Origin of the sequence: Methylicorpusculum sp. (genome assembly GCF_030651835.1) — a bacterium.
Lineage (GTDB): Bacteria > Pseudomonadota > Gammaproteobacteria > Methylococcales > Methylomonadaceae > Methylicorpusculum.
The window spans coordinates 18,142-39,838 of sequence record NZ_JAUSBX010000137.1; the positions used below are offsets into that span (position 1 = coordinate 18,142).

The 21,697-nt window shown below is 46.1% G+C and carries 16 protein-coding genes; 2 read left to right on the forward strand and 14 right to left on the reverse strand.

Annotation, left to right across the window (positions count from 1 at the left end; genetic code table 11):
* Positions 1-37: 37 nt before the first annotated feature.
* The 13 genes from Q7V32_RS17480 to Q7V32_RS17540 all read right to left on the reverse strand — a co-directional run bounded on the left by Q7V32_RS17480 (position 38) and on the right by Q7V32_RS17540 (position 13,019).
* Positions 38-277 carry a LapA family protein gene (locus Q7V32_RS17480; protein ID WP_304898266.1) on the reverse strand — a complete coding sequence of 80 codons (240 nt, stop codon included), beginning with the start codon at positions 275-277 and terminating at the stop codon, positions 38-40.
* Positions 278-310: 33 nt separating this feature from the next.
* Entirely contained in the window at positions 311-616 is a 306-nt protein-coding gene (locus Q7V32_RS17485; protein ID WP_304898267.1) for an integration host factor subunit beta, read from the reverse strand.
* A gap of 69 nt (positions 617-685) precedes the next feature.
* Positions 686-2,347 carry a 30S ribosomal protein S1 gene (gene rpsA / locus Q7V32_RS17490; protein ID WP_304898268.1) on the reverse strand — a complete coding sequence of 554 codons (1,662 nt, stop codon included), beginning with the start codon at positions 2,345-2,347 and terminating at the stop codon, positions 686-688.
* Between the two features lie 96 nt (positions 2,348-2,443).
* A complete protein-coding gene (cmk, locus tag Q7V32_RS17495; RefSeq protein ID WP_304898269.1) occupies positions 2,444-3,100 on the reverse strand; it encodes a (d)CMP kinase in 657 nt (218 codons plus the stop codon).
* Positions 3,097-4,419, reverse strand: coding sequence for a 3-phosphoshikimate 1-carboxyvinyltransferase (gene aroA, locus Q7V32_RS17500; protein WP_304898270.1), 1,323 nt, complete (start codon positions 4,417-4,419; stop codon positions 3,097-3,099). The genes cmk and aroA overlap by 4 nt, the downstream gene beginning before the upstream one ends.
* A 1-nt stretch (position 4,420) precedes the next feature.
* Complete coding sequence (locus Q7V32_RS17505) at positions 4,421-5,299, reverse strand: prephenate dehydrogenase/arogenate dehydrogenase family protein (RefSeq protein ID WP_304898271.1); 879 nt, start codon at positions 5,297-5,299, stop codon at positions 4,421-4,423.
* Positions 5,292-6,401: a histidinol-phosphate transaminase gene (hisC, locus tag Q7V32_RS17510; protein ID WP_304898272.1), complete on the reverse strand. Its 1,110-nt coding sequence runs from the start codon at positions 6,399-6,401 to the stop codon at positions 5,292-5,294. Before hisC ends, Q7V32_RS17505 begins: the two co-directional genes overlap by 8 nt.
* A gap of 53 nt (positions 6,402-6,454) precedes the next feature.
* Complete coding sequence (pheA, locus tag Q7V32_RS17515; protein WP_304898273.1) at positions 6,455-7,540, reverse strand: prephenate dehydratase; 1,086 nt, start codon at positions 7,538-7,540, stop codon at positions 6,455-6,457.
* Between the two features lie 8 nt (positions 7,541-7,548).
* The gene (gene serC / locus Q7V32_RS17520) at positions 7,549-8,631 is read right to left on the reverse strand and encodes a 3-phosphoserine/phosphohydroxythreonine transaminase (RefSeq protein ID WP_304898274.1); all 1,083 of its coding nucleotides are present in this window, start codon (positions 8,629-8,631) and stop codon (positions 7,549-7,551) included.
* Positions 8,615-11,209, reverse strand: a complete 2,595-nt coding sequence (gene gyrA / locus Q7V32_RS17525; RefSeq protein ID WP_304898275.1) for a DNA gyrase subunit A — start codon at positions 11,207-11,209, stop codon at positions 8,615-8,617. Before gyrA ends, serC begins: the two co-directional genes overlap by 17 nt.
* A 221-nt stretch (positions 11,210-11,430) precedes the next feature.
* Positions 11,431-12,147 carry a dienelactone hydrolase family protein gene (locus tag Q7V32_RS17530; RefSeq protein WP_304898276.1) on the reverse strand — a complete coding sequence of 239 codons (717 nt, stop codon included), beginning with the start codon at positions 12,145-12,147 and terminating at the stop codon, positions 11,431-11,433.
* Positions 12,148-12,156: 9 nt separating this feature from the next.
* A complete protein-coding gene (locus Q7V32_RS17535; RefSeq protein WP_304898277.1) occupies positions 12,157-12,537 on the reverse strand; it encodes a Dabb family protein in 381 nt (126 codons plus the stop codon).
* Positions 12,534-13,019: a low molecular weight protein-tyrosine-phosphatase gene (locus tag Q7V32_RS17540; protein ID WP_304898278.1), complete on the reverse strand. Its 486-nt coding sequence runs from the start codon at positions 13,017-13,019 to the stop codon at positions 12,534-12,536. Before Q7V32_RS17540 ends, Q7V32_RS17535 begins: the two co-directional genes overlap by 4 nt.
* A 296-nt stretch (positions 13,020-13,315) precedes the next feature.
* On the opposite strand from Q7V32_RS17540, the gene Q7V32_RS17545 reads away from it, so the two are divergent.
* Positions 13,316-15,058: a methyl-accepting chemotaxis protein gene (locus tag Q7V32_RS17545; protein WP_304898279.1), complete on the forward strand. Its 1,743-nt coding sequence runs from the start codon at positions 13,316-13,318 to the stop codon at positions 15,056-15,058.
* Positions 15,059-16,391: 1,333 nt separating this feature from the next.
* On the forward strand, positions 16,392-18,779 hold the full coding sequence (locus tag Q7V32_RS17550) for a tetratricopeptide repeat protein (RefSeq protein WP_304898280.1): 2,388 nt from the start codon (positions 16,392-16,394) through the stop codon (positions 18,777-18,779).
* 179 nt (positions 18,780-18,958) lie between these two features.
* Here the strand turns inward: Q7V32_RS17550 and Q7V32_RS17555 are convergent, their stop codons facing one another.
* Entirely contained in the window at positions 18,959-21,571 is a 2,613-nt protein-coding gene (locus Q7V32_RS17555; RefSeq protein WP_304898281.1) for a TonB-dependent receptor domain-containing protein, read from the reverse strand.
* Between the last annotated feature and the right edge of the window lie 126 nt (positions 21,572-21,697).

Sequence of the window (21,697 nt, forward strand, 5' to 3'; positions counted from 1 at the left end):
ATAAACGTGGGATAAATTGAGAAGAGGAACGATACGCTTACTTATCGGAAAACTTATTCAGTTTGGAGTTTTGAGATTTTAATTTGAAGATTTCATTTGCAGCAACCAAGTATCCGATAATAATGCCGGCAAACAATTCTATGGTGAGAGCTACCACTAAAGGAAGAGAGATACTAAAGAAAAATAAATTGATCTCTATCCATTGGAAGTTAAGTATTGAAAAAATCAACGCAACAGAAAAAATTAATATAAAAACGATGGCAACTATAATTTTCATTTAATTTATTACTGTACCGCGCTGATTTAATGATTAATCGACAATAATGCATTTTTCCCGCGACTCATCAACACGGTCGCGAAGTTCTTTCCCTGGTTTAAAATGGGGTACATATTTCTTTGGCAAAGCAACTGAATCACCCGTTTTTGGGTTTCTTCCCATTCTTGCGTCGCGCTCATGCAAGGAAAAGCTGCCAAATCCCCGTATTTCAATTCTTTCGTTTGAGGCTAGTGAAAGACTCATTTGTTCAATTATGCACTTGACTGCCAATTCAACATCTTTGAGAGCCAAATGAGGTTGTTGCTTGGCAAGCGCTTCAATTAGTTCCGATTTTGTCACATTCTGTCCTGCGAAGATGAATAAAATCAAAGGGTGTGCAATAACTGCACACCCGTATCCTTATTGCGATTATTTTTCCATTTGTTTAAAAATATCACCCAGTGTCGGCGTGCCTGCCGCTTGTTGGGTGTAATCTTTAATGGCCTCGGATTCTTCATCCTGATCTTTGGCTTTAATGGACAGTGAAATAGTTTTGCTTTTCTTATCGATACCGATAAATTTAGCTTCTATTTTTTCACCTTCTTTCAGAAATGTACGCGCATCTTCGACTCTGTCGCGTTGAATTTCTGAGGCTCTCAAGTAACCTTCAACATTGTCGGCCAGCATGATTACCGCGCCTTTAGCATCAACTTCCTTGATAGTACCCAACACCAGGCTACCTTTCTCGTTAGAGGCCAGGAAGTTTTGGAAAGGGTCTTGTTCTAATTGCTTAATGCCCAAAGAAATACGCTCGCGTTCTGCATCGACTGCCAAAATAACAGTCTCTACATCATCGCCTTTTTTGTAATCGCGTGCCGCAGCTTCGGTATCATCTGTCCACGAAATGTCAGACATATGAACTAATCCATCGATACCGCCATCCAGTCCAATAAAAATACCGAAGTCAGTAATTGACTTGATTTTTCCAGTGATCTTGTCGCCTTTGTTATGGGTTGCAGCAAATTCATCCCATGGATTGGTTTTGCATTGCTTCATACCCAGAGAAATACGACGACGCTCTTCATCGATCTCAAGCACCATCACTTCGACTTCATCGCCTAACTGCACAACCTTGGAAGGATTAACGTTCTTGTTGGTCCAATCCATTTCTGAAACGTGAACCAGACCTTCTACGCCTTCTTCAATTTCGATAAAGCAACCGTAATCAGTCAAGTTATTAACTTTTCCGAATACACGGGTGCCGGCAGGATATCTGCGGGCAATGTTTTGCCATGGATCTTCACCCATTTGCTTCATGCCTAAAGAAACCCGGTTTTTCTCTTTATCAAACTTCAGGACTCTAACTTGAATTTCTTGACCAATTTCTACACATTCAGACGGATGGCGAACACGACGCCAAGCCATATCGGTAATGTGTAACAAACCATCAATGCCGCCCAAATCTATAAATGCACCGTAGTCAGTCAGGTTTTTAACAACGCCGGTAACAATTGCGCCTTCGCTAAGCGTTTTCAGCAATTCTTCTCTTTCTGCGCTGTACTCTTTTTCAACCACTGCACGGCGAGACAATACGACGTTATTGCGTTTTTGATCAATCTTTATGACTTTGAATTCCAAGTCACGATTTTCAAGGAATGTAGTGTCACGAATAGGTCGAACGTCAACCAAAGAACCAGGAAGAAACGCCCGCAATGCGCCGACTGAAACTGTAAAGCCGCCACGCACTTTTCCGGTGATACGACCTGTAATGGTCTTATCTTCTGAAAATGCAGATTCCAACTCACCCCAGGCTTTGTTTTTCTTAGCTTTGTCACGAGAAAGAAGAGTAGAACCTAAACCGTCTTCAAACAAATCGAGGGCGACTTCAATTACGTCACCTACTTCAACTTCCAAATCACCATCGGCATTCAAGAACTGCCATTTTGGAATGATACCCTCAGATTTTGCTTGAGTGCTGACAATAACGAATTCATTTTCGATATCGACTACGGTACCCATTAACATCGCACCAGGACGCATTTCGGTCTTGGCTAAACTTTCTTCAAATAAATCAGCAAAGCTTTCGCTCATTATCTTCTTTCCCAAGCTTGTTTTATCAATACAAGCTTATTTTTTTATCAAAGTTAAGAAAAACCGCCTATATTTAGCGGCAACCATTTGTATTACTCAAGGGAACAGTGCAAGCACTTCAGCGATAACTGATTCAATGCTCATACTTGAAGAGTCGATCAATACAGCATCCTCTGCTATTTTCAACGGCGCTGATGCACGTTCGCTATCTCTGCGGTCACGCTCTTCTATCTCACAAGTAATCTGTGCAAGGTTAGCATCAATTCCTTTCTCTTTCAACTGTTTATAGCGTCTTAATGCTCTTTCTTCGGCACTTGCCGTTAAAAAAACCTTAATTGTTGCTTCCGGAAAAACAACCGTTCCCATATCTCTGCCATCTGCAACCAGTCCAGGTAATACCTTAAAATCTCTTTGTTTTTGAAGTAAAACCCGCCTGACTTCGGGCCATGCTGCAACGATGGAGGCTACTTTAGCGGTCGACTCAAGGGGCAATTGCGATGTAATGTTTTCGCCGTTCAAAAAAACAGTTAATTCATCGCCACAATCAAAAGCCAGTTTCATTTCCTCGGCAACAGCTGTCACCGAGGGTTCATCGTTGATATCGACCCCTGCAACTAAAGCTGCTACCGCCAAAGACCGGTATATAGAGCCGCTGTCAAGATAATTCCAATCCAGTTTTCTGGCCACAGCCCGGCTTACAGTGCCTTTGCCCGCCCCACTCGGACCGTCTATCGTTAACACCGGAACTGTCATGACGCTTGCTCACTGATCAGTTTAAGGCCAAGATTTGTTGCTAGGCTGACAAATTCAGGAAAGGAGGTGTTTACGTTCTCACAATCCTCAATGACGATAGGGCCGCTCGCTTTAAGTCCTGCAATAGAAAATGCCATTGCAATTCTATGATCGCCATGAGAAATCACCCTGCCCGCCCCTAGGGTTCCTCCCTGGATGATCATACCGTCAGCGGTTGGTTGAGCATCGATACCGAGAATTTGTAAACCATCCGCCATGACCTGAATACGATCGGATTCTTTGACTCTCAATTCTTCTGCGCCGGATAACCGTGTTTGACCTTGTGCGCAAGCGGCGGCGACAAATAAAACAGGAAACTCATCTATTGCAAGTGGGACCAAGGCCTCGGGTATGTCAATGCCGGTTAAAGGGCTTGAAACCACATGCAGATCAGCCACGGGCTCGCCACCCACAATGCGTTCATTGAGAACTTCAATCTTGGCGCCCATCAATCTGAGTATGTCAATGACACCCGTTCGGGTTGGATTGATGCCGACATGACGCAGGATAATGTCCGAATCCGGCGCGATTGATGCGCCTACCAAGAAAAAAGCCGCAGAAGAAATATCACTGGGCACGTCGATATCATTGGCTGTCAATGATCCTTTTGCACTGATTGAAACTTTAGAGCCTTGTTTTTCGACCGGATATGAAAAACCGGTTAGCATGCGCTCGGTATGATCCCTTGTTGGCGCAGGCTCGGTAACTGAAGTTATACCCTCTGCATACATGCCGGCCAATAGCAGGCATGACTTAACTTGAGCGCTTGCCATGGGCATTTCGTAATCAATGCCTCTGAGTTTTCCAGCCTGACCTTTGATCTTGAGCGGCGCGGTCCCTTTTTCCGTTGTTTCAATCTCAGCGCCCATTTTGGCCAAAGGCTCCGTAACCCGTCTCATGGGCCGCCCTGAAAGCGATTTATCGCCGGTTAATTCGGAATCGAATGCCTGCCCAGCCAGCAACCCGGACAGCAAGCGCATTGAAGTCCCCGAGTTACCCAGATACAAAGGCTTTTGTGGTGCGTTTAAGCCATGCTTACCTACGCCATAGATAGTCAGTTCGCCGTCTTTCGGGCCTTCAATTCTAACGCCCATATCACGGAATGCCTGCAAAGTAGCTAAAGCATCTTCAGCCTGAAGAAATCCTTTGACATGAGTTATGCCTTCAGCCAGTGACCCCAGCATGATGGATCGATGAGATATTGATTTGTCTCCGGGAACTCTTGCACTACCATTAAGACTTCCACCGGGCTGAACTATAAAAGTAACTGTTTTAGACATATTAATTATTATTAAACTGATCAAGAAAGCGTTGCCGGGCGTGCCTGGCATACGTGAAGGTTTCAAGAAGCTGCTGACTGTTATTGGTATCTAACGCCAGCTCCAAAGAATTAAGCTCGTGTTTCAATTGCTCAATTAGGGGCAACAACTGGTTTTTATTGGCCAGACTGATATCCAGCCACATAGTGGGGTCACTTGAAGCGATACGCGTAAAATCTTTAAATCCACCCGCAGCAAATTTAAAAATTTCGACTTGCTCATCCTTACGTCCCAGCATGTGAACCAGAGCGAAAGCAAGCAGATGAGGGAGATGACTGGTAGCCGCCAGCACCGCATCATGATGCTCAACATCCATGATGGATATGACGGCCCCGAGTCTCTCCCAGAATAATCGTACTTTAGCCAGCGAGTCAGGATGAGTATTTGCTGACGGCGTGATGATTAGGCGCTTATTTTTAAACAAATCGGGCAAAGCCGCTTTTACACCGCTTTGCTCGGCGCCCGCGATAGGATGAGCCGGAACAAAATTGGCCGGTACATGACCAAATAGTTCGGCAGCCGCAGCAACGACATTGGTTTTTGTACTACCCACGTCGGTATAGATGGTAGCTTCAGACCAGACCGGCTTCAGCATTGAAAGTACCGATTTGATACTGCCGACCGGCGTTGCAATGACGACGAGATCCGCACGTTCAACGGCTGATTGAATATCAAAAGAATAACGATCAATTACCTTCAGCTGCAATGCCTGTTCAAGGTTTTCCTTGTCATCAATACGGCCAAAACCGATGATTTCCGAACATAAACCTTGTTCTCTGGCTGCTCGTGCGATCGACCCCCCAATGAGTCCGACGCCGATAATGCAAATCCGATTAAACATGCGCCAAAATAGCTTCTAAGGCATCGAGAAAAATCTGATTCTCAGCCTGAGTGCCAATGCTGATTCTCAAATGATGGGGCATTTCGTAATTGGCTACCGGTCTTACGATCACCCCTTTCAATAATAAAGCCTGATAGATCGCTTCACCCGATTGCCGTAAATCAACCGATACAAAATTACCTGCCGAGGGGATCCAGTCCAGCTTCAGCTTCCGAAAACCATCAAGCAATTGCCCCATTCCCTGCTGGTTATTCAATACGGTTTTCTGCAGATGCACGTGATCATTAAGCGCTGCTTCGGCGGCAGCAAGAGCCAGCATGTTATTGTTGAAAGGTTGGCGCACTCGATTTAATAAATCCGCTATCAGGACACTGGAACATCCAAATCCTATCCGCAATCCCGCCAATCCATAAGCCTTGGAAAAAGTCCGGGTAATGATCAGATTAGGATAACGATCAAGCCATTCAAGTGAATTTGCCTGGTGTTCAGGTGCTATGAATTCAAAGTAAGCTTCATCCAATACGCAGATAACCGTTTTAGGCAAGTCGCTGATAAACGACTCCAACTCATTGCCGGCTAAAAGAGTGCCCGTTGGATTGTTGGGATTGGCGATAAAGACGACCCGGGTTTTGTCCGAGATCGCAAGACGTATTGCATCCAGGTCATAGCCGTATTGTTTGGCGGGAACTATTACAGCTTTAGCGCCCACCGCTTGGGTTACGATGGGATAGACCGCAAAGGCATGCCGGGAAAATACGACTTCATGCTCGGGAGAGACAAAAGTTCGAGCAATCAATTCCAGCAATTCATTTGAGCCATTACCTAAAGTGATTTGCCTGGCGTCGATATTAAACTTTGATGACAAGGCCTGTTTAAGATTAAATCCATTGCCATCCGGATAAAGCGCCAAATCTTTCAGTGTTCCTTGAATCGCAGCGATTGCAAGAGGGCTGGGACCTAGCGGGTTTTCGTTGGAGGCAAGTTTAATGATGTTGGTTAGACCCAGTTCACGCTCAAGCTCTTCAATAGGTTTACCGGCCTTGTAGGGGATCAGTTGCTGAACACCGGGTAACGCTAATTCATAAATAGGATCGCAATTCATTTTAGATGGGGTTAATTTCGGGGATTTTAATTAAAAAAGAAAGAAGGCTATTTTTAAATTACCGCTTTAGGGTAAGAGCCTAACAACTTAATCATACTGACACGGCGTTTTAAAGTATCGAGGGCCTTGCTCACGTCATCATCGTCTACGTGCCCATCAATATCAATGAAGAAAACGTAGTCCCACAGGCCCTGACGAGAAGGGCGAGATTCGATATGCAGCATGCCTATGCCGTATTCAGCAAACGGTTCTAGCACCCGGTAAAGCGCCCCTGGCTGATTGCCTGTTGAAATGAGTAATGAAGTTTTATCATTGCCGGTTGATTGCGAGGTTTGATGACCAATGATAATAAACCGGGTCGTATTGTTTGACTCGTCCTCAATGTTTTGTTTGATCACATTCAAACTGTAGCGTTCGGCAGCGGCTATGCTGGCTATGGCGGCTTTGGACTTGTCATTGGAAACCAACTGAGCCGCCTCGCCATTGCTGTTCACCGCGGTAAGTTTGACGCCCGGGATATTGTCATCCAGCCACTGACGGCATTGAGCCAATGATTGTTGATGAGCCAACACCTCTGTGATGCCATTGACGTTTTCACTCAGGCCAAGCAAATTTTGATGAACTCTGAGCTCCACTTCGCCGCAAATATGGACAGCAGTATTAATGAAGCGATCTAACGTATGGTTGACAATCCCTTCTGTTGAGTTTTCAACAGGTACCACACCAAATTGGCAGTGTTCATTCTCAACCAGATTGAAAATTTCACCGATGGTTGATGTGGCAAGCGTATTGACGGCATGACCGAAATGCTTGATCGCGGCCTGCTGGGTAAATGTGCCTTCAGGCCCCAGATAGGCAACATCAAGCGGCTTTTCCAGCGCTAAACACGAGGACATGATTTCGCGAAAAAAACGAACCATGGTCATATCGCTTAACGGCCCTGCATTTAATTCTTTTACGCGTCGTAAAACCAGGGCTTCCCGATCAGGTCTATAAAAACAGCCGTCCTCCCCTTGGGCAATTTTGGTTTTAGCCACTTCAATTGCACACTGAGCCCGTTGATTGATCAAGCTTAAAATTTGCTCGTCAAGCGCATCAATTTGGGCTCTTAATTCTGAAAGAGGAGTAACGGCATTCATAGATTTAATCAGCCATGCGTCTTTTCAAAGGTTTTCATAAAGTCGATCAGCGCATCAACACCTTCATCCGGCATGGCATTGTAAATGCTGGCTCGCATGCCGCCAACAGAACGGTGACCTTTCAATTCGGCCAAACCTTTAGCTTCAGCTTCAGCCAGAAATGTCTTGTCAAGATCCGGATTGCTCAAAATAAAAGGTACGTTCATTCGTGAACGATATGCCGGATCGATAGGATTGCTAAATAAACTTGACTGATCAATTGCCTGATAAAGCCTTGCCGATTTGGCCCTGTTTTTCGATTCAACAGCGGCTATTCCACCTAAGGACTTTAACCATTTCAAGACCAAACCAACCAAGTACCAGTTGTAGCTTGCCGGGGTATTCAACATGGATTTGTCTTTATCCTGCACCGCATAATTAAAAACGTCGGGCAATTTTTTATCGACAGTGCCGATTAAGTCGTCTCTTACAATAACGACAGTCACACCCGCGGGACCCATATTTTTTTGAGTCCCGGCATAGATCAAGCCAAATTGACTGACATCAACAGGACGCGAAAGAATGTTGGATGACATATCCGAAACCAGGGGTAATCCCTTGCTGTCGGGTATAAAAGGGAACTCCACGCCATGAATGGTTTCATTCGAGGTGTAGTGCAGATAAGCCGCATCCGTATCGATAGTCCAGTTGGAAGGATCCGGAATGGTTTTGAAGCCGCCATGTTCCGACGTGGCCGACACAATAACTTCGCAAAAACGGCCTGCATCTTTTATAGCTTTAGTCGACCAGGCTCCGGTATTGACGTAACAGGCTTTGGTGTTGCCTCGCAAAATATTCATCGGTATAAATGAAAACTGCCCGGTAGCACCACCCTGCATGAACAATACTTTATAATTGTCAGGGATCCCCATCAATTCTCTTAAATCAGCTTCCAATTCCGCTGCAATCGCTGAAAAATGTTTGCCACGATGACTCATTTCCATGACTGACATGCCGGTTCCCTGCCAATCGAGCATATCTTCCTGTGCTTGTTTTAAGACAGCTTCAGGAAGAATTGAGGGGCCTGCGCTAAAGTTATAAATTCTCTTCATTTTCTTCTTCTCCTTCTCCGGTATTAAATTCGTCATCTTGGGTTTCATCCTCGGCCAGTCCTTCTATACGATCCACTCCCACTACTTTTTCATTTTTATCAAGACGAATAACCGTAACTCCTTGTGTATTTCTTCCGACAACTGAAATTTCATCAACACGGGTTCGCACCAGTGTTCCTGCGTCCGTAATCAGCATGATTTCATCCTGGTCCGAAACCAAAACAGCACCCACTACATCGCCATTGCGCTCAGACGTCTGGATAGCAATCAGCCCCTGCCCGCCTCGTTTATGACAGGTAAATTCCTCAATTCGAGTTCGTTTGCCGTAGCCGTTCTCACAGATATTAAGCACTGTTCCTTCAGCGGCAACAATCAAAGAGATGACTTTTTGCCCCTCTTGCAAACGAATGCCACGAACACCCGACGCGGTTCGGCCCATTGAGCGCACATCCGTCTCATTGAAACAAACCGCCTTGCCGGTGCTGCTGAACAGCAATACGTTTTGCTTGCCATCGGTTACGGCCACACCAACTAATCGATCGCCTTCATGTAAGTCAATGGCTATTTTACCGTTGGCGCGTTGACGCTCAAACTCATTTAACGGCGTCTTCTTGACGGTTCCTGCCGATGTGGCCATAAAAATAAATTTATCAGCACTGAATTCACGGATCGGCAAAATGGCATTGATAGTTTCGCCCGTTTCCAAAGGTAATAAATTGACAAACGGCTTGCCTCGAGATGCGCGACTGGCCACGGGAAGATTGTAGACTTTGAGCCAATAGACCTTGCCTAAAGATGAGAAGCACAAAATGGTGTCATGCGTATTGGCTACGATGAGCTTGTCAATGAAATCCTTTTCCTTGGTTGCAGTCGCCGACTTGCCTCGGCCACCGCGTCTCTGCGCTTTGTAGTCGGTCAATGGCTGAGACTTGACGTAACCCTCATGAGACATCGTTACGACTACATCTTCTTCGGTAATCAGATCTTCATCGCTCAAATCGAGATGATCCTGCAGAATTTCCGTTCTACGCGCATCGGCATATTCATCCTTGATTGCAACCAGTTCTTCCCTGATGACTTCCATCAGTCTGATGTCGCTGTTCAAAATGGCCAGATACTCATCAATCAACTTTAATAATTCTTTATATTCATTGACTATTTTCTCCTGCTCCAGTCCGGTAAGACGATGCAGGCGCAAATCGAGAATGGCTTGTGCCTGGGCTTCGGATAGCCGGTAAAACCCTTCGGACAAACCAAATTCAGCAGGCAAATCTTCAGGCCTTGAACGATCGGCATCCGCCCTATCCAGCAAGGCAATAACGAGACCGGCTTGCCAGGTTCTGGCTAATAATCCGGCTTTTGCCTCCGCAGGATTATTAGAGTTCTTGATCAGCTCGATCATTTCATCGATATTGGCAAGGGCAATTGCAAGCCCTTCCAACGTATGGGCTCTTTCCCTGGCTTTACGAAGATTAAAAATCGTCCTGCGTGTAACAATTTCGCGGCGATGATCGATGAATGCAACCAGAATCTCTCTGAGACTCATACAGTGGGGCCGGCCATCAAACAACGCGACCATATTGATGCCAAACACCGTTTGCATTTGTGTTTGTTTGTAAAGATTGTTTAACACGACTTCAGCAACTTCACCGCGCCTAAGTTCTACAACCATGCGCATGCCGTCTTTATCGGACTCATCCCTTAATGCAGAGATGCCTTCCAGTTTGCCTTCCTTGACCATTTCAGCAATTTTTTCCAGCAACTTCGCTTTGTTGACCTGATAAGGCAACTCTGAAGTGATGATGGCCTGGCGTCCGCCGTCGCCGATATCTTCAAAATGGCAGCGTGCGCGCAAATAAACTTTGCCACGTCCTGTCATATAGGCACTTCTTATTCCGGCTGCGCCATTAATAAATGCGGCAGTCGGAAAATCAGGGCCTGGAATATACTGCATTAATTCGGTAATCGTAATATCAGGCTGGTCGATTAACGCCAAACAAGCACTGACAACCTCGCCGAGGTTATGAGGAGGAATGTTGGTGGCCATGCCCACCGCGATACCGGCAGAACCATTAATTAATAAGGTTGGAACCCGTGTGGGTAAAACCTGAGGTTCGGATTCGGATTCGTCATAATTGGGGATAAAGTTGACTGTTTCTTTATCCAGATCAGCCAATAATTCATGAGCAATTTTAGACATGCGCACTTCCGTGTAACGCATAGCCGCCGGCGAGTCACCGTCTACCGAGCCGAAGTTACCCTGACCATCAACCAACATGTAACGCATTGAAAAAGGTTGAGCCATTCGAACTATCGTGTCGTAAACAGCCGTATCGCCATGAGGATGGTATTTACCGATAACGTCACCGACCACACGAGCCGATTTTTTATAGGGCTTGTTCCACTCATTGCCCAGTACGCTCATAGCATATAGCACACGGCGATGAACGGGCTTAAGCCCATCTCTGACGTCCGGCAATGCTCGACCTACGATTACACTCATCGCGTAGTCGAGGTAGGACTGCTTCATCTCGTCTTCAAGATTGACAGGAATTATTTCTTTGGCAAAGTCTGACATGATTCCGTTTTATTTATAATAAATGCCTAACCAACCGAGGCTGGCAAGCATAGTTTCCATATTGTTAATAATACAAAAGCATACTGCTGCAATTTTGCTTATTACTAAACGCTTAAAAAGGCGCGCATTGTATCAAATTGTCTTTGCTGAGTCGAAGCATACCTATTCAATTCAGCAGCAGGCGTATCGATGATAAAGCTTGACTGCCATAAACAGGCGGATTAACAAAAAACCTCGTCTAGAAATGACAGCAAACTTTGCCAGGAACGTTTATCCGCATGCTTGTTATATACCGTGCCAAAGTCAGGATTATTGGCAACCGGATTTGTAAAAGCATGCATCGTATGTCCGTAGGTATGAATTTGCCAATCCTCACAAGAATCTGTTAATTCCGACGCCAGAGCAAGCACGTGATCAACCGGCACCATAGGGTCGTCATTACCGTGTAAAACCAATACCTTGGCCATGATTTTTTTTGTTGGCAAGGATGGCGGAATCAGCAAGCCATGAAAACTCACCACGCCTGCGATATTCGCACCACTTCGCACTAAATCCAGCGCACATAATCCACCAAAACAAAAGCCGATCGCGGCAATGCGTTTTTCATCGACCCAGGGCAATAACTTTACGGCACTTAAAGCCGCTAAAATTCGCTTTTGCAATAAAGCCCGATCTTCCATAAACGGCTGCATCAATTTTGCATTTTCTTTCGGTCCAGAACCTGTGACGCCCTTACCGTACATGTCGACAGCAAATCCCACATAACCCAATTCCGCCAGCTTTCTAGCTTTTTCGGCGACAAACTCATCGCGACCGCCCCATGCATGACAGATCAGCACAACCGGTCGCTGCCCTTCTAATGCGTCATCAAATGCAAAATAAGCCTCTAAATGAATGTCACCATCCAAATAACCTACAGTATTCGAAACGATAGTCATATCAATTCCTCAGGGCGTAATAAAATCGTAAGTAACTACTTTTTCTACCAAAGGCTGCAACTTTTCGTGCAGAATTTGCTTGTGTTTAGGATGCGCCAAATAGGCATCCAATGCCTTCTTGTCTTTCAAGGTAACCGTTACCGCGACATCGAAACTTTCATCGGCAATGGGCCGTCCGCTTGGAGCAATGACGCCGGTATGCCGGGCGATGATGCCGGGTAAATCGTTCAAGCGTTTGCTTTCCTCGATATAGCGTGTTTTGGTTTCTTCATTGCCGGGTTCTTTTAACCAGACAATGACGACATGCGTTATGGGCTTGGAAATTTCGGCTAGCGTAATTGCAGAATGAATTAGCAACACCGCTAAAAAAAAACACTTAATTAAAATCATTTATCCTCCAATTGACTTCTAATTGTTTGCAGAAAACCAAGCGAGGCTTCTTCAACCAAATCGAGTACTTTTTCAAAACCAAATCGGCCTCCGTAGTAAGGATCAGGCACTTCCTTGACATTTAAATGAGGCGCAAAATCCAAAAAATAATGAATTTTATTTTTGTGATGTTCAGGACAAGCCCCTTTTAAAAGTGAGTAATTATCGCTGTCCATAGCCAATATGTAGTCAAACCTTTCAAAATCAGAGAGCACGACTTTTCTGGCTCTAAGGTGATTTAATTCAATGCCTCGCTCTTTTGCAGATTTTTGTGATCTCAGATCAGGTTCTTCGCCCTCATGGTATGCATGTGTTCCAGCCGAATCGATGTCAAAAACATGACTCAAATTCTGATCGTTAACCAGTTTTGTAAAAACCCCTTCAGCTGTAGGTGACCGGCAAATATTGCCCATGCAAACAAATAACACTTTTACTCGGCTCATGATAAAAATAATTTTGAAGTTGAAAAACTCAGGAAACTTAACTCACTGTATGACTATTATGCCCATTAATGCGGGTTATATCTATCGTAGTCATTGATCGATTCAGAGAAATAAGGTTGATATTTTCTTATTTCCTTCAAAAAAAATGACGACCTTAAATTATCAGCTATCCTTTTATTAAAATTTGAGGCGTCCCAATAAACAAAGGGACTCTGAACTAATCTTATAACCAAAATTGCCAATCCTTAAAACCAATTTAGATTGAATTAAAGGATGAACCGGAGAAACATATGATCATGAATTGGCATTCAGTTGGCGTTAAAGTGGTGGCCATTACCACAACAGCGTTGGCGATAATCGCAACAGTTTTGTTGTTTATTTATGGCATATCAGAAAAAGAAAAACTCATTAATAATGAAATTCAAAACGCTAGAAATTTGCTTTTAATGTCGGAGTCCGTTCGAGAAAATACCAACATTAAGTGGGAAAAGGGGATTTTTTCAACCGAACTGGTTAAACAGATCGCTCAAAACAGTACCGGAAAAGATAAAAAGGACAAAGTGTTGGCAACAGTTCCGGTGATGAATGCTTGGGACGTCGTTCAATCCAAAGCCAAAGAAGGAAAATTTCGATTTAAGGCTCCCCGTGTTGGGGCCAGAAATTCAACTAATGAAGCTGACAGCATTGAACAGGACGCCTTAATCTTTTTTCAAAATAATCCGGATAGTAAAGAATTCGTTCATATCGATGAAGATAACGAAGAATTACGTTTTTTTAGACCGGTAAAACTCAGCAAGCAATGTGAAGTCTGTCATGGCGACCCTGCAACTTCTGAAGCGGTTTGGGGAAATGTTCAAGGGGTTGATATCCTTGATTACCCTATGGAAAATAAACGGGCAGGCGATTTGCACGGAGCATTCGAAATTATAAGTCCTTTAAGCCAAATCAATGCGCAATTAAAACGTGAACTTATGATTGCTGTGGGATTCAGCTTGGCTGCGCTGATTGTTGTGGGACTTCTAGGCGCTTTGACAATTAATTTTGTTATTATTACCCCTCTGACCGATTTGGCATTAAAACTTCAAGATATCGCTGGTGGCGAGGGCAACCTAAGAGCTAGACTGAACGCTACGGGTAAATCCGAATTTGCCTGGGTAGCTGGCAGTTTCAACAGTTTCGTCAAAAAAATAGCCAAAACGGTTGAGCGTATCAGCACTACAAGCGATCAACTGGCCCAGGCTTCCGTTCGTTTATCCAGCATTACGGAAGAAACAGAAAGAGGCGTAGACAAACAGCAGTCTGAAACGACCCAAGTGGCCACGGCTATGGAAGAAATGACTGCTACTGTTCAGGAAGTGGCAAGGAATGCGGTAAGAGCTTCCGAGGCAGCTTCAAAGGCTGATGCTGAAGCATTGTCCGGAAAAAATGTAGTCACAGCTTCAGTTGACGGCATAAACCGACTGGCTTCTGAAGTTGAAAATGCGGCTCAAGTTATTCATGAGTTGCAGTCTGACAGCAACAGTATCGGTGAAGTCTTGGGCGTTATTCAAGGTATTGCTGAACAAACCAATCTTCTAGCCTTAAACGCTGCCATTGAAGCGGCAAGAGCCGGTGAACAAGGCAGAGGGTTTGCTGTTGTGGCGGATGAAGTCAGGACACTGGCCAGCAGAACACAAAATTCGACCTTAGAAATTCAAAAGACTATAGAACGCTTACAAGCCCGAGCTGAACAAGCGGTCAAAGTGATGGAAAACGGCAAAAAACAAGCCACAAACAGCGTCGAACAGGCCGCGTCTGCCGGAGAAGCCATCTCAAGCATTAGTCAGAAGATCGATACCATCAACGATATGAATAACCTGATTGCAAATGCTGCCGCACAGCAAAGTCTGGTTGCAGAAGAAATTAATCGTAATATCAGCAATATCAGCGCCGTGTCGCACGACACTTCTATTGGTGCCAGAAATACGACAACGGCTTGCAGAGAATTACAAGCCCTTGCCAACCAGCTTAGAGAGGCAGTTAGACAGTTTAAAATTTAAAAAGGTAAAATTCGGTATTACTCTCCATCTCTTAAATCAAAAAAGGCTTTGAATGATTCAAAGCCTTTTTTGTTTCGCCCTATGACAAAAGTTATTTGACATAGATTTAATGAGGTTATGGTAATAATTCGTGTAAAAATGAACAAAAGCAACCAAACTGATTCCTTTAGACCCCCGCTTCTTCCTAAAACTGAGCCAGCTCACCAAAAACCAATAGCCTGTGCAAGTAGTCAAAATTGAACTGTTCAAAGAGGGTTTCAGATGATTAGGATTGCAAAAAATAGCAAAGTTATGCCAAAGATAATGACATTTAACATTTAAGTGGCGGCGGAAATTTAAAGGGCTGATTATTAGCTGTTTTTCTTCGGTACAAGCCGCTGATAACAAAAAACCGAATATTCTGGTTATTTGTGGTGACGATATCGGCCTGTTCAATGTCAGCGCCCATAACCAATGCATGATGGGCTACAAAGCACCTAATATCGACAGCATTTTCGCGCCGGTTTGACCAAAGGCCGCAGCCGTGGCCTTTACCAACCGAAAGCGCTGGGCGCTGAGCAAGACAGAGCTTACCCTAATAAGTGGTTTATCGAGGTTAAAGGACAAACCATTCGGTCCGACCAAAAGCTCGCACACTGGTTTGACGTGAATCAATGGGTCTATCTTACGTGAGGAGCCGTTTACGGTCCCGTACGCACGGTTCTGTGGGCAGACGGAGGCTTGCCTCCTCTGAACCGATGAACAAAGTATCAATCGACATTTCTTCGAACGCTTCGGGCCGGACTCAAGCTCATCCTCGACGGCCTCAGCAAACGCGCACAGAGAAACGTCTCGATAAACTCAACGAGCGCATCGGCCGACTCAAGGAAAAAAGCAAGGGTACGGGAGTTGTACAAAAGACTTACGTTTGACTTAAACTCATCGGCTTTACAAGCGTGTAGTGCCTTAAGACTTTTTTGATTTCTAATTAATTGAAATTTAAGAGTTTTTAAATTAGGTTGTTAAAGATGGGTTAAGGCTCGCTGTTCGATCGGCTCTCGTAGGACTGCTCACATCACTGAATAGCCATTACTCTTGTTCAAAAGCAACAGGGGCCCAGCCCAGCCATGTCTTCCCATAAATTACTTGCGATAAGCGAATGCAATTGTTAATGAGACGATTTATTTTCGGATTCGGGGCTTACAACGTTAGGTTGGCTTTGTTTATACTGTTTCCGACGCCATGCCGGGGATTCGTGCTCACGCCTTTTACGTCAGATCAACTGCCGGCATGATTTCAGTTTTCTTTGTGACCTCATGCCGATGGCGCTTCACCTATAAATTTCTCACTCGATATGCCTAAATTATCATCTGCGGTTGCCGGCCATAGCAAATTTCGCCTCGGTTTAGCGCTCATCTTTATCCTGCTTGGATTATCGGTGGCAGGTTTTTATTATTGGGCTGCTAATATCCCGTTAATGGAGAAGCCTGCTACCTTTCCGACTAAAAAGTCTGAATCCCTTCAACCTGCTACACCTGCAAACCATGTCGGTGCGACTGAATGTCAGCAATGTCATCAAGCTGAATTCGATGCATGGCAAGGTTCGCATCACGCAATGGCCATGCAGGAAGCCAACGAACGAACTGTACTTGGCGACTTTAATAATTCGACATTCAACTACTACGGTATTGAATCGACTTTCTTCAAGCGGGATGGCGAATTTATGGTGCGCACCGATGGTCCTGACGGTAAATTGACCGATTATCCGATCAAATACACGTTTGGCGTTATGCCGCTGCAGCAATACCTGATTGCATTTCCAGGAGGCCGTTATCAGGCGCTTGGTGTTGTCTGGGATAGCAGGCCTAAAGCCGAAGGTGGCCAACGTTGGTTTCATCTTTATCCTGATGAAAATATTGACTATAAAGATCAGTTACACTGGACCGGTCGTTATCAGAACTGGAACATGCAATGTGCGGAATGCCACTCGACTAATCTCAAGAAAGGTTACGATGCGGCAACGGATAGCTACCTAACTACTTTCAACGAAATCAACGTAGCCTGTGAGGCTTGCCATGGACCGGCCTCGCAGCATGTGGTTTGGGCGAAACAGGATCAACCTCCTTATAGCACTGATACCGATAAAGGCTTGTCAGTAAAACTAGAAAGCCACTGGCAGAACGACTGGATCTTTGCCGGTAGCGATGCAAAATTTGCGCATCGCGTGAAACCCGTTAATGAGTCTGCGATGAATACCTGCTGGGCCTGTCATGCCCGTCGGTTAACTTTGGTTGAGAGCAGTACGCCCGGTTTGCCGCTGGAAGACAGTCATCGTCCGGCGTTGTTGACGCAACCCACTTATTACGCTGATGGACAGCAGCGGGACGAAGACTACACTTGGGGGTCCTTCCGCCAAAGCAAGATGTTTCAAAACGGCGTGACCTGTATGGATTGCCACGAACCACATGCGCTTAAACTCCGAGCAGAAGGTAACGCCTTGTGTATTCGTTGCCACAATGCTGAAACCTTTGATACAGAAAAGCATCATTTTCATCGGCCTAATTCCAAAGGTGAGCAATGTATGGAGTGCCACGCACCGGAACAAAATTACATGGTTATCGATGGCCGGCACGATCACAGTTTCCGTTTACCGCGTCCTGATTTGTCACAATCATTAGGCAGCCCCAATGCTTGTAACCAATGTCATCGCGACCGCAAGCCAGAATGGGCTGCAGCTACCTTGGATAGCTGGTACGGCAAGACATGGCGCGAACGTCCCCATTACGGTCACGTACTGCACAATGGCGTGACGCAAGGGTTCAAAGCTTTGCCGGCATTGATCCAGTTAGCTCAAGATATAGGCAAACCGGCCATTGTTCGGGCAACAGCCATCAATCTGAGCGAGCCAATGATGAATCAGGATTTGTTAATCACAGTCCGGCAGTGGTTAAAAGATAGCGATCCGTCTGTTCGCATAGCGGCTTTGGGTTTAATTGAAGCCGTCGATCCGGTCAATCGGATTCTGGCAGCCGCGCCGTTACTAAACAATCCGATACGTGGTGTGCGTATCGAAGCATTCCGTATCTTGGCAGATGTGCCGAACGATCAGTTTCCTGCAGATAACCTCAAATACCGAGCTCTCGCTGAACAGGAATATCGCGCTTATTTGGCGTTGAATGCCGATTGGCCATCGGAAAATGTCAATCTCGGTAATCTTGAGTGGCGACAAGGCCGGCTCGATGCAGCTATTGCCGCATACCAACGAGCACTGAGGCTCGATCCGCAGTTTGCCGGTGCTTATGTCAATCTTGCCGATGTCTACCGGCAATTAGGACGAGACAGTGAAGGAGAAAAATACTTGCGACAAGGTTTGTCCGTGTTACCGAAGGCAGCGGATTTACATCACGCATTAGGTTTAACTTTAATCCGCAAGGCCAATCAAACTGACGCTTTAAATGAACTGGCTGAAGCTTATAAACTTGCTCCGGACAATGGTCGATACGCTTACGTCTATGCCATTGGACTGAATTCAGTAGGTAAGTCCAAACAGGCTATTGCCGTACTCAAAGACGCTGAAACCCATCATCCGTTTAACATGGAAATCCTGAATGCCCTGATTTCGATGCATCTGGAAATGAACGATGGAAAAATGGCGCTGGTATACGCTAAAAAAGCTGCGGAGGCGATGCCTGCCAATATGCCAATAAAACGGTTAGTAGATGAATTGTCGGCTCCCAGATAAACCATTCGAAGCTATAAAACCAAGACAAAGTTTTTCCTGCTTAATATCTCGACATCGAACTTGAAGACTAGAACTTATGAGTAAATTCAAGGACCGAAAATGTTCATGGCGACCCTGTTTGGAAATTTGATGCGTACATTCTGATTCCGATTATTCGCTTTAAAACACGTCTTTCCTCTTCAGAATGCAGCTTTCAAACTGATTCGGAAGCTTATCGGTTCAACCGGATGAAAGTGAACATCATCGATGCCGGCAGCGTCTTCGCCGGGTAGCCGGGATGGGTAGTAGTAGTCAATGGCGCTGTCTTTTCTATCCAGAAGATTAAACATCTCCGCCTGTACAGTCCAGTTCTTGTTGAATGCGTAGCCAAGCATTGCAGACAAGAGAATAGTTGAATCTGAACGGACGCTGTTATCTTCGATCAATGACCGCGGACCAAAGTAGCGCAGACGCGGACCTCCAAAAAAGCCGCCATAGAGGTCATGAAACGTAGCGCCGGAGGCAATGACCGTTTCCACTGACCCAGGAATATGATTACCTTCCGGCGCATCATCGCGAAACCTTGACTTGGAAAAACTGAAATCCGCATCGAACGTCAACCAATCTGTCGGTGAGTAGTAATTAGCCCACTCCACGCCGTAGCGTCGACTGGGACGACTGGCTTCGGTAGTGCCGGCATCGCCCACGAACAAAAGTTCGGAATCAATATCCAGCCACCACACCGCCAGAGTGCTTTGCAAGCCCTTGACCCAGGTAGTGCGGAGACCGGTTTCTGCGCCATACGTGCGGGCCAGAGGGGCTGCCGGTTTGATAGGATTTCCTTCGGCATCGACCGATTTACCGCTAGCGGGGTCAACACGTGTGTTCACGCCGCGGGCATCGTTACTATGAAACCCGAGGCCGCCATTGAGGTAAAGCTCTGTTTGAGCCCAAGGTCCGAAGACGATGCCGAGCTTGGGGCTGACCAAACCGTCGGTAGTGTTGCCGTTGTTTTCCGGGATAGTGCTATTGTCCACATTAAAGCGAAAGCCATCGAAGCGTACGCCAAGAGTGGTGCGCAGCCAGTCATTCCAGCGCGTTTTGTTTTCCGCGTAGGGACTGACACTCGTTACCCAGACATCATCTTCGCGCACGGTTTCATAGCGAACTTTGGCTTGAGTTAACAGCAGGCCATTTTGGATAGTGTCGTTACGGATTTGCAACCCTAGGATAGTTTCGGAATCAGCCATGCCGAGGTGATGAAAAAAACTATGACTTGCTTTGAGACCCGAGGTCCAACGTTGATCAGGTTGCGCAAATTGGTCTCCCTTAACCGGATCATTCAGGAAGTAGGTGAAGTTCGAATACAAAGCCATTTCGCTATAAAGACCATATGCCATCAACTGGGTCGCGCCGGCGTCATCCTGGCGGTGCCATTCGGCCGTCAGACTGAAACGCTGACTGCTACCGCCATCGGTCGGGTCAATGGTCCCGTACCGGCCAATCACACCGGAATCGACGGCACGCTGAGGAATCTGATCGGTTGAATTCCAATCGGCCTTATAAGCCATTGCTGTGACGCTCCAACCGCAATCTTCAAGTTCTTTACTGTAACGGAGCACGCCATTAAATTTAAGATAATCATTGCTCACCGTCCACGGGCCGCCGTTATTGACGACTTCGCCGGCGTAAAGCAGGCGGCTGTTCTCATCCAGTTTAGTCGATCCTGCCGCCAAACCCCGATAGTAATCGAAACTGCCGCCGGTAAATTTAACGAAGTTGTTGGGCAGATCGTTGAAGTATTTGATATTGGCCGCGCCGACACTGGAAAAGTCGCCGTTTTCGGCAGAGTAATTACCTTTTTGATAGGTAAGAGTCTTGATCAATTCGGGAATGAGAAAGTTGGTATCCGTCCAGCCTTGTCCGTGCGCATTGGACACCTGATTGATCGGCACGCCATCGATCTGGGTCAGAAAATCGGTACCGTGATCGAGATTAAAGCCTCGCAAATAATACTGGTTCGCTTTGCCTTCGCCACTGTGTTGAGAAGCAATGAGGCCAGACACCGTTTCGAGTATTTCACCGGGACGGCTGATGGGCCGATATTCCAACTGCGCCTGCCCCACATTGCCTTGCGAGGCGCTATCGGCATAACCAACCATTGAATCGGCGCGTTCAGTTACGATCATTTCTGATAGTGCCACCGGTTCCCCATCGGTAACTTGGGCGGTGGATTTGGCGATTTCAGCGTTCCCGGACGATTCAGCATAAGCGCTGTTGCCCACAGAATAGGCGAAAGCCAGAAAAACCAGACGCGCGGCCAGGATGCCCGCACTGTGAAGTAATAAGGTCGCCAACATGAAGCCAAGCGCGAATGACAGCAGACTGGCCGATGTAGGCATTTCCTGGCCGTGCGCATAGCCATGAAAAAAGGCGAAAAAAACCACGATGAGTATGCTGATTACTGCTTGAGAGCGGATGCGGCGGACGACCAGAAAACCGAAAACCGCCACGGACAGCAGAATCATTGATTCCACACCCGGCACGGACACTCCCATCATGCCGACCAACCCACCGGCACTCATCACCCCGACGAAGGCAAGGGGAAGCTGCCATACCGCCCGTCCGCCCAATTGCGCAGCCCAAACGCCGACGGCGAGCATAGTTAAAAGATGATCCCAGCCGTGCAAAGGATGATTAAAGCCGTTAGTCCAGCCACTCAGTGTCAGATTGCCGGTATGAGCGTAGACGAATGAGGGAGCTAGAGACAACAGCCCTAATAAGAACAGCGGAGTCTTTTGATTGATGCGCATAATTCCTAGATCATCACAATGTTGCATCCAGTGCTAGACTGGCGAGCCAAGCCGTAACCTATCCATGGGGGCTTGACAGCAGCATCCCTGCTGCCGACATCCTCAAAAAGCTTCCCCCAGCCCATT